This is a genomic window from Xanthomonas sp. LMG 12462 (genome assembly GCF_009192885.1).
GTDB classification, from domain to species: Bacteria; Pseudomonadota; Gammaproteobacteria; order Xanthomonadales; family Xanthomonadaceae; genus Xanthomonas_A; species Xanthomonas_A sontii.
The window spans coordinates 26124-33960 of record NZ_NMPP01000071.1 but is presented as its reverse complement, the minus strand read 5'-3'; the positions used below and the strand labels follow the sequence as shown (position 1 = coordinate 33960).

Here is a 7837-nt window from a genome sequence, read left to right as displayed (position 1 = left end):
GGTCCCGTGAGATCAGGGGGGCCTCGGGAGGCGGGGGACGCCCGCGCTCTATAAGAACGTCAGGCAGGCCGCGCAGCGAGACGCGGCGCCCGGGTCAGGCGGCCGCTTGCGCTGCCGCGGCGACCACCCGCAGCCGGGTCAGCACGTACTCGGCCAGCTCGTTCGGGCTGTACTTGGCCACGAAGGCATTGGCGCCCACGCGCTCGACCATCGCATTGTTGAACACGCCCGACAGCGAGGTGTGCAACAGCACGTACAGGCCGGCCAGCCCGGGGTGACGGCGGATTTCCGTCGTCAGCGTGTAGCCGTCCATGGCCGGCATCTCGATGTCCGAGATCACCATGGCGTAGCGTTCGGCCGGATTCTCGCCGGCGGCGTGGATCTGCAAGAGATGGTCCAGGGCCTGGCGGCCGTCCGACAGCAGGGTCGCGCCGACCCCGAGCTGGTCCAGTACGCTGCGGATCTGCTGCCGCGCCACGCGCGAGTCGTCTACCACCAGCACCTGCAGCTGCGGGCCGGTGAGCGCCAGCGACGGGTCCAGGTTGGCCTCGACCCGGGTCTGGGCGATGTCGGCCAGCACGCTTTCCACGTCGATCACCTGGATCAGCTCGCCCTGGAAACGGGTCACCGCGGTCAGGTAGCTGGACTCGGCGCCCAGTTCCGGCGGCGGATGGATGTCTTCCACCGCGATGTTGACGATGCGTTCCACGCCGCTGACCAGGAAGCCCTGGACCGAGCGGTTGAACTCGGTCACCACCAGATAGCCTGGGGCGGTGTCCGCGTTCGGCTCGCGCTCCGGATGGCCGATGGCCAGGCCTAGGTCGAGCACCGGCACCGAGCGCCCGCGCACGTCGGCGACGCCGGAGAATTGCAGCGGCAGCCCCGGCACCTGGAACAGCTCCGGGCGGCGCAGCACTTCCTGCACCTTGAAGACGTTCACGCCAAAAAGCTGACGACCGCCCAGCCGGAACAGCAGCAGGGCAAGCCGGTTGTGGCCCGCCAAGCGGGTGCGCTGGTCGATTCGGTTGAGAAGGTCATGACTCATGGCGTTCATATCGGCGCCTGCGCGGCGGAACTTGAGGGCGCGGTCCGGATCGGTCGTGCGGTTTGCGGCACGGCCTTTGCATGGTGCCGGCGACCTTTCCCAGAGAGACGGCCATGCGCCCGATCCTATTGCTGGTCCTGCTGGCGGCGACGCCGGCCTGGGCCGCGGACTTCCAGCCGGTGGAGTCGATCCGTGCCGCGGCATTGTCGCTGGCCGGGGCCGACGCCGATGCCGAGGCGACCCTGGACCCCTCGGTGCGGGTGCCGCTGTGCCCGGTGCCGCTGCAGGCGCAGCCGACCGGCACCACGACCGTGGAGGTGAGTTGCCCGCGCGAGACCGGCTGGCGGCTGTTCGTCCCGGTGAAGGTGCGGCGCATGCAGCATGTGCTGGTGCTGGCGCGCGGCCTGTCCGCTGGAGAAACCATCGGCGCGGCCGATATCGTCCCCGAGAAGCGCGACGCGGCGCGCATCGTCGGCGCCGCGATGACCGAGCCGGAAGCGGCGATCGGCAAGGTGGTGCGGCGAACCCTGCCGGCCGGCACCCTGCTGTCCGCCACCGACCTGGTCGCGCCGCGGCTGGTCCGGCGCGGCGACAATGTGGCGCTGGTGGCACGCAGTGGCGGCCTGGAAGTGCGCATGTCCGGGCGTGCACTGGGCGATGCGGGCGAAAACGAGCGGGTGACCGTCGAAAACCTGTCGTCCAAGCGCATCGTTCAGGGAACTGTGTCACAAAATGGCGACGTTTTAGTGACGCGCTAAGAATCCGGCTAAAGTTCTCCGACGCTGTGCCGTTACCTACACCGAACCCGTAACAGGATGTCCGTCATGACCCAGAAAATTGAAGGGAGTTTGCCGAGCCCGGCCACCCTTCGCACGTCGTCCGTCTCGACCAAGGCCGCCTCCGGCGCGTCCGAGGAAGGCAAGGAGCGTGCGGTCGGTGCGGCCGCAGCCACCGATAGCCTGCGCCTGACCGGCGAAGCGTCCGGCCTGCAGACCCTGCAGCGCCAACTGTCGGCCGCGCCGGCGGTGGACAGCAGCCGCGTCGATGCGGTGCGCTCGGCGCTGCAGAACGGCAGCTACAAGATCAACCCCGACGCGATCGCCAGCCGCATGATCGACATGGATCGGCAACTCGGCGCATGAACATGTCCGTGACCAACCCCCTGCAGCAGCTCAGCGACGCGCTCGCCGGCGAGCGCCAGGCGTTGTTGGATCACAACGTGGAAGGCCTCATGCAGGCGACCAGCGCCAAGCTGGCGGCATTGCGCGCACTGGAGGCCGACGTGCCCGCTGGCGCCGAGGCCGAACTGCGGCTGCGTGAGCTGGCCGACGCCAATCGCGCCAACGGCGCGCTGCTGTCGCGGCGCCGACGCGAGGTCAACTGGGCGCTGCGCCACCTCGGCCGCAGCGAGAGCGCGTCGTCCTACGACGCCAACGGCGAGTCCAGCACGCCGCTCTCCCAGCGTCCGCTGGCGGTCGCCTAAGCCGCGGCGCAGTCCGACTGCGGGACGCGCATCCGCCGGCGGCAACGGCGTATATTGGGCATCCATCGATCGCCCGCCGCCTGTCGTGAATTTCGCCGAAATCAATCCCAACGCACCGCTCGTCCTGCCCGCACGCGAGAACCTGCTCGCCCTGAGCGAACTGCTGTACGAAGGCGTGGTGCTGTTCCGCGCCGACGGCCAGTTGCTGCTCGCCAACAGCGCCGCGCGCCGCCATCTCTCCTCCAGCGCCGACACCGGCGCATTGGCCTCGCATCTGGCGCAGTGGCTGCCGGGCGACGCGCTGTCGCAGGCGCGCAGCAGTGGCCGCTGGAGCGGCAGCCTGCCGACCGAACAGCACGTGGTGCTGGCGCACCTGTACTTCCACGCCGACGCGGACGGCGGCCATTACCTGATGCTGATCCAGGGCATCGAAGGCCAGCAGGACTACGAGCAGGAACTGCAGCAACGCCACGCCGAGCTGCGCCAGGCCTACCTGCGCCTCAACGGCGCCCAGGAAAAACTGCTGCAGTCGGAGAAGATGGCCTCGATCGGCCAGCTCGCCGCCGGCGTCGCCCATGAGATCAACAACCCGATCGGCTACGTCCATTCCAACCTGGGCAGCCTGCAGGAATACCTGCGCAGCCTGTTCACCCTGATCGAGGCCTACGAGCGCGCCCTGCGCGCGCCGGATCCGAAGGCGCTGATCCCGGAGATCGACGACATCCGCAACCGCTTCGACATCGACTTCATCAGCCGCGACCTGCCGCAGCTGATGGCCGAGTCGCGCGAAGGCATCGAGCGGGTCACCCGCATCGTCCGCGACCTGAAGGACTTCTCCTATTCCGGCCGCGAGGAGTCGTGGAAGCTGGTGGACCTGCATTCGGGCCTGGAATCGACGATCAACATCATCTGGAACGAGCTCAAGTACAAGGTCACCCTGGAGCGCCACTACGGCAACCTGCCGCTGGTGGAGTGCCTGCCGTCCGAACTCAACCAGGTGTACATGAACCTGCTGCTCAACGCCGGTCAGGCGATCGGCGAGCGCGGCACCATCGTGGTCAGCACCGGCCAGGACGGCGAGGAGGTGTGGATCGAGTTCAAGGACTCCGGCGCCGGCATTCCGGCGGACCTGCTGCAGCGCATCTTCGACCCGTTCTTCACCACCAAGCCGGTCGGCAGCGGCACCGGCCTGGGCCTGTCGATCTCCTACGGCATCGTCAACAAGCACCACGGCCGCATCGATGTCAGCAGCGTCGTCGGCGAGGGCTCGACGTTCCGGATCGTGATTCCGGTGCGGCAGCCGAAGTAGCTGGGAATGGGGAATCGGGAATGGGGAATCGGAAAAGCGGGAGCGCTGACGCTGTTGGCTTTCCGTGCCGCCGATGTCGCCATATTGACCTGACCTGAAAAATGAAAAGCCGCAATGCGGCTTTTCCCATTCCCGATTCCCCGTTCCCGATTCCCAGCCCCTCAGGGCCCCGCATCCCGCCGCTGTTCGTCGTGCGTGCGGAAGGCCTGGCGGATGTGTTCGCGCAGTTCGTCGTCGTTCCACGGCTTGGTCAGGAAGCGGTAGATCGCGCCGCGGTTGATCGCGTCGGTGACGGTGGCCAGGTCGGTGTAGCCGGACAGGACCAGGCGGATGGTGTCGGGGTAGAGCATCTTCACCCGCCCCAGGAACTCGGTCCCGCTCATGTCGGACATGCGTTGGTCGGACAGGATCACCTGCACGTCGTTGGTGGCGAGCAGGTCGAAGGCGTCGCGGACGTTGCCGGCGGCGAGGATGCGGTAGCCGTCGCGGCGGAACAGCCGCACCAGCGAGCGCAGCACGTTCTCTTCGTCGTCGAGCAGCAGCAGGGTGCGGTCCGGGCGGGTCTCGGTGAACGATTCCGGGCGCAGGTAGCGCCGGCGCAGGGCCATGCCCGCCGCTTCGGCGGACATCGGTTCGCCGAACAGGTAGCCCTGGAAGATGTCGCAGTCGTTGCGGCGCAGGAAGCCGAGCTGCGCCTGCGATTCGACGCCGTTGGCGATCACCACCATGCCCAGCTGGTGGCCCATGGCGATGATCGCGCGGGCGATCGCCGCCTCGCGGTTGCCGGCCGGTGCGCTCTTGATGAAGCTGCGGTCGATCTTCAGCTTGTCCACCGGGTAGCGCACCAGCGCGCTGAGGCTGGAGTCGCCGGTGCCGAAGTTGTCCAGGCTCAGGCTGATGCCTTCGCGGCACAGGTTGGCCAGGGTCTCGTGGACGAAGTTGACGTTGTTGGTCAACGCGCTCTCGTTGATCTCCAGCACCACCATCTGCGGCGGTACCCCGGCCGCCTGCAGCGCCGACATCACTTCGTTGAAGAAGGTCGGGCGCAGCAACTGCAGGGTGGAGACGTTGACCGCGATGGTGAAGTCGTCGAAGCCCTGGTCGCGCCACAGCCGCGCCTGGCGCAGCGCGCCTTCCATCACCCAGGTGCCGATCTGCACGATCACGCCCAGGCGCTCGGCGGTGCGCATGAAGCGCTCCGGCACCAGGATGCCCAGGGTCGGCGACTGCCAGCGCAGCAGCGATTCCATGCCGACCACGCGACCGTCGCGGGCGCTGACCATCGGCTGGTAGCGCAGACGCAGCTCGCCGTTGGGAATGGCGTCGACGATCTGCCGCGAGATGATGCTCTCGCTGTGCGCGCTGGGCGGGCCGTCGGCGGCGTACAGGCGCACCAGGTTGCCGCCTTCGCGCGCGGCCTGGTAGACCGCATCCTCGGCGAAGTCGAGCAGGGTCGACAGCCGCGTGGAATGCTCCGGACACAGGCTCACGCCGATCTTGCCGGTCATGAACAGGGTGTACGGCAGCACCGACAGCGGCAGCTCGATCTGCTGCCGGATCTCCTCGGCGAAGGCTTCCGGCGGCGGCACGTCGGCGGTGCGCGGTACCGCCATCACCAGTTCGTCGCTGCCATGGCGCCACAGCAGGCCGCGGCCGCGCAGGTGCGCCTGCAGCCGGTGCGCGAGCAGCGCCAGCGCCTGGTCGCCGACCTCCGGGCTCATGTTCTCGTTGATCGAGGCGAAGTGGTCGATGTCGATGTGCAGCAGCATCACCCCCGGCCCACCGGCGAGCGCCTCGGCGATCATGCCGGTCAGGGCGGGATGACCCGCACCCAGGCGCGACGGCAGTTCGTCGTCCACGGGTACGGCGCTGGCGGGATTCCACATCGGCTCAGGTTCCAGGCGGGGGCGACGGTGGTGCCGCGGTGGTGTAGGGCAGGCACAGCGTCACCCGGGTGCCGGCGCCGGGCGCGGTGTCGATCTGCAGGGTACCGCCGGCGCTCTGCGCGCGCTCGCGCATCACGATCAGGCCCAGGCCGCGCGGCCCGGCCGGATCGAAACCGTCGCCATCGTCGACCACTTCCAGGCGCAGGCGGCGGTGCTCCTCGTCGCCGAGGGTCATCCGCACTTCGCCGGCGCTGGCATGGCGCAGCACGTTGGTCAGGCTCTCCTGGGCGATGCGGAAGCAGGCCTGTTCGACCTCGCCGCTGGGGCGCTCGGGCAGGGTGGCGATGTCCAGGTGCAGGCGCACCGGCGACGCGCGGAACAGCATGCCGGCCTGCCAGCGCAGCGCCGCTTCCAGGCCCAGCGCGTCCAGCTGCGGCGGCCGTAGCAGCGTGGACAGGTTGCGCAGCTTGGTGATGCTACTGTCGGCCAGGCTCACGATCTCGCTGAGATCCTCGCGGCGGCGCTCGGCGTCGGTCTCGTCCAGCGCCGCGTGCGCCGACAGCTTCATCGCGGTGATCGCCTGGCCGATGTCGTCGTGCAGGTCGCGCGAGATCGCGCGGCGCTCGTCTTCCTGCAACGAGAACAGGCGCCGCGCCATCGCCTGCAGTTCGCGGTTGCTCTGCGCCAGCGCGTCGCGCATGCGTTCCGGTTCGCTGAGGTCGCGCACGATCAGCAGCTTGCAGTCGCGGCCGCTGTAGCGGACGTTGCCGAACGACAGCCCGGCATGGAACAGCGAGCCGTCGCGGCGGCACATGCGTGCGGTGGCACCGCGTTCGCCCTTGGCCCCGGCCGCGCCCATCCGTTGCCGTACCAGCGCCAGGTCGGCGCTGTCGACCAGACCCTGCAGCGGCTCGCCGAGCAGGTTCTCGCCCTCGAAGCCGAACTGCCCGGCGCAGGCGGCGTTGGCGTACAGCACGTGTTCCTGGTGCAGGATCGCCACACCGTCCGGCAGCACCCGCACCAGTTCGCGGAACTGCTCCTCGCGCTCGTGCAGCAGGCGCCGCGAGCGCTCGTGCTCGGTCACGTCCTGCAGGGTGCCGTGCACGCAGGCGCCGCCTGCGTCGTCGCTGGACGATTCGGCGCGCAGATGCAGCATGCGCGCCTGGCCGTCGGCGGCCAGCACCGGCAGCAGCATGTCCAGTTGCAGCGGCGCGCTGCCGCACAGGTCCTCGATCACCCGCTGGATGCGCGCCTGCGAGGCCACGTCGGGCGGGACCAGCAGTTCTTCCAGGCGGTGCTGGCGCGGTTGGTCCGGCACGCGCCGGCCGAGCATGCGGTAGACCTGCTCGGAGTAACTGCCCAGGCCGCTGGCACGGTCCAGTTGCCAGGAGCCCAGCCGCGCGATCGATTGCGCCTCCTGCAGATGCTGCAGGGCCTGGTCGCGGCGGCGCTGCGCGTCGTACTCGGCGCTGCGGTCGCTGATCACCACCAGCCGCGCCTGCCGGCCGTGGTAGTCCAGGCTGGTGCTGCGCGCCTCGGCCATGCACTGGGTGCCGTCGCGCAGGCGCAGCGGCTCGGCCACCACGCAGGTCTTGGACGGGGTCTGCCGGATCGTCTCGATCACCTCGGCCAGGCGGGCGCTGGCGCTGGGCGGCCACAGTCGCGCCAATTCCAGTCCGACGAACTCGTCGTGCGACCAGCCGAAGAAGGCGACCGCGGTGGGGTTCACGTCGAGGATGCGCAGGCTTTCCAGGTCGTAGACCAGCATCGGGCTGGGATTGGCGTGGAACATCTGCCGGTAGCCGGCCTCCGACAGCGCCAGCCGGGTGTGCGCCTGCACCGCGGCGCGCACCAGCGGGCGCAGCAGGTAGTACAGGGCGATTGCGGTCAGGGTCAGGAACAGGGCGTCGTTGACCAACTGCAGGACGATCAACGTGCGGGGATCGTCTACGAAATGCGCCAAAACCAGATCGCTGCCGATCGACAGCGCCAGTCCCAGCAGCACGTACAGCAGCACCACTCTCCAGATGCCGCGGTCCAGGCGCTGCGCCAGGCGCATGCCGGAGGTCGCCTGATGGGGCAGGGAGCTGTCGCGTTGTGGTTGCATGCCCCGG

The 7837-nt window shown here is 69.0% G+C and carries 7 protein-coding genes; 4 read left to right on the top strand and 3 right to left on the bottom strand.

Annotated features, from left to right (window positions below; translation table 11 throughout):
- Positions 1-94: 94 nt before the first annotated feature.
- The gene (locus tag CEK69_RS15895; protein ID WP_026143352.1) at positions 95-1045 is read right to left on the bottom strand and encodes a chemotaxis protein; all 951 of its coding nucleotides are present in this window, start codon (positions 1043-1045) and stop codon (positions 95-97) included.
- A 113-nt stretch (positions 1046-1158) separates the two neighbouring features.
- Here CEK69_RS15895 and flgA point away from each other — a divergent pair, with 113 nt between their 5' ends.
- The 4 genes from flgA to CEK69_RS15875 all read left to right on the top strand — a co-directional run bounded on the left by flgA (position 1159) and on the right by CEK69_RS15875 (position 3837).
- Entirely contained in the window at positions 1159-1803 is a 645-nt protein-coding gene (gene flgA, locus CEK69_RS15890; protein ID WP_148828688.1) for a flagellar basal body P-ring formation chaperone FlgA, read from the top strand.
- 66 nt (positions 1804-1869) lie between these two features.
- On the top strand, positions 1870-2187 hold the full coding sequence (gene flgM, locus CEK69_RS15885; RefSeq protein ID WP_026143351.1) for a flagellar biosynthesis anti-sigma factor FlgM: 318 nt from the start codon (positions 1870-1872) through the stop codon (positions 2185-2187).
- A gap of 2 nt (positions 2188-2189) precedes the next feature.
- Positions 2190-2528, top strand: a complete 339-nt coding sequence (locus tag CEK69_RS15880; protein ID WP_026143350.1) for a flagella protein — start codon at positions 2190-2192, stop codon at positions 2526-2528.
- A gap of 85 nt (positions 2529-2613) precedes the next feature.
- Positions 2614-3837 (top strand): ATP-binding protein, encoded by a 1224-nt coding sequence (locus CEK69_RS15875; protein WP_017915057.1) that lies wholly within the window; start codon positions 2614-2616, stop codon positions 3835-3837.
- A gap of 161 nt (positions 3838-3998) precedes the next feature.
- On the opposite strand, the gene CEK69_RS15870 is transcribed toward CEK69_RS15875, so the two are convergent.
- Positions 3999-5723, bottom strand: coding sequence for an EAL domain-containing protein (locus CEK69_RS15870; protein WP_010341742.1), 1725 nt, complete (start codon positions 5721-5723; stop codon positions 3999-4001).
- A gap of 4 nt (positions 5724-5727) precedes the next feature.
- Positions 5728-7830 carry a PAS domain S-box protein gene (locus CEK69_RS15865; RefSeq protein ID WP_226975187.1) on the bottom strand — a complete coding sequence of 701 codons (2103 nt, stop codon included), beginning with the start codon at positions 7828-7830 and terminating at the stop codon, positions 5728-5730.
- Positions 7831-7837 lie beyond the last annotated feature (7 nt).

What these genes read in the sequence shown, in the direction of transcription:
- CEK69_RS15895 (WP_026143352.1), bottom strand. Translation starts at nt 1,045, where the DNA reads ATGAGTCATGACCTTCTCAACCGAATCGACCAGCGCACCCGCTTGGCG.
- flgA (WP_148828688.1), top strand. Translation starts at nt 1,159, where the DNA reads ATGCGCCCGATCCTATTGCTGGTCCTGCTGGCGGCGACGCCGGCCTGG.
- flgM (WP_026143351.1), top strand. Translation starts at nt 1,870, where the DNA reads ATGACCCAGAAAATTGAAGGGAGTTTGCCGAGCCCGGCCACCCTTCGC.
- CEK69_RS15880 (WP_026143350.1), top strand. Translation starts at nt 2,190, where the DNA reads ATGTCCGTGACCAACCCCCTGCAGCAGCTCAGCGACGCGCTCGCCGGC.
- CEK69_RS15870 (WP_010341742.1), bottom strand. Translation starts at nt 5,723, where the DNA reads ATGTGGAATCCCGCCAGCGCCGTACCCGTGGACGACGAACTGCCGTCG.
- CEK69_RS15865 (WP_226975187.1), bottom strand. Translation starts at nt 7,830, where the DNA reads ATGCAACCACAACGCGACAGCTCCCTGCCCCATCAGGCGACCTCCGGC.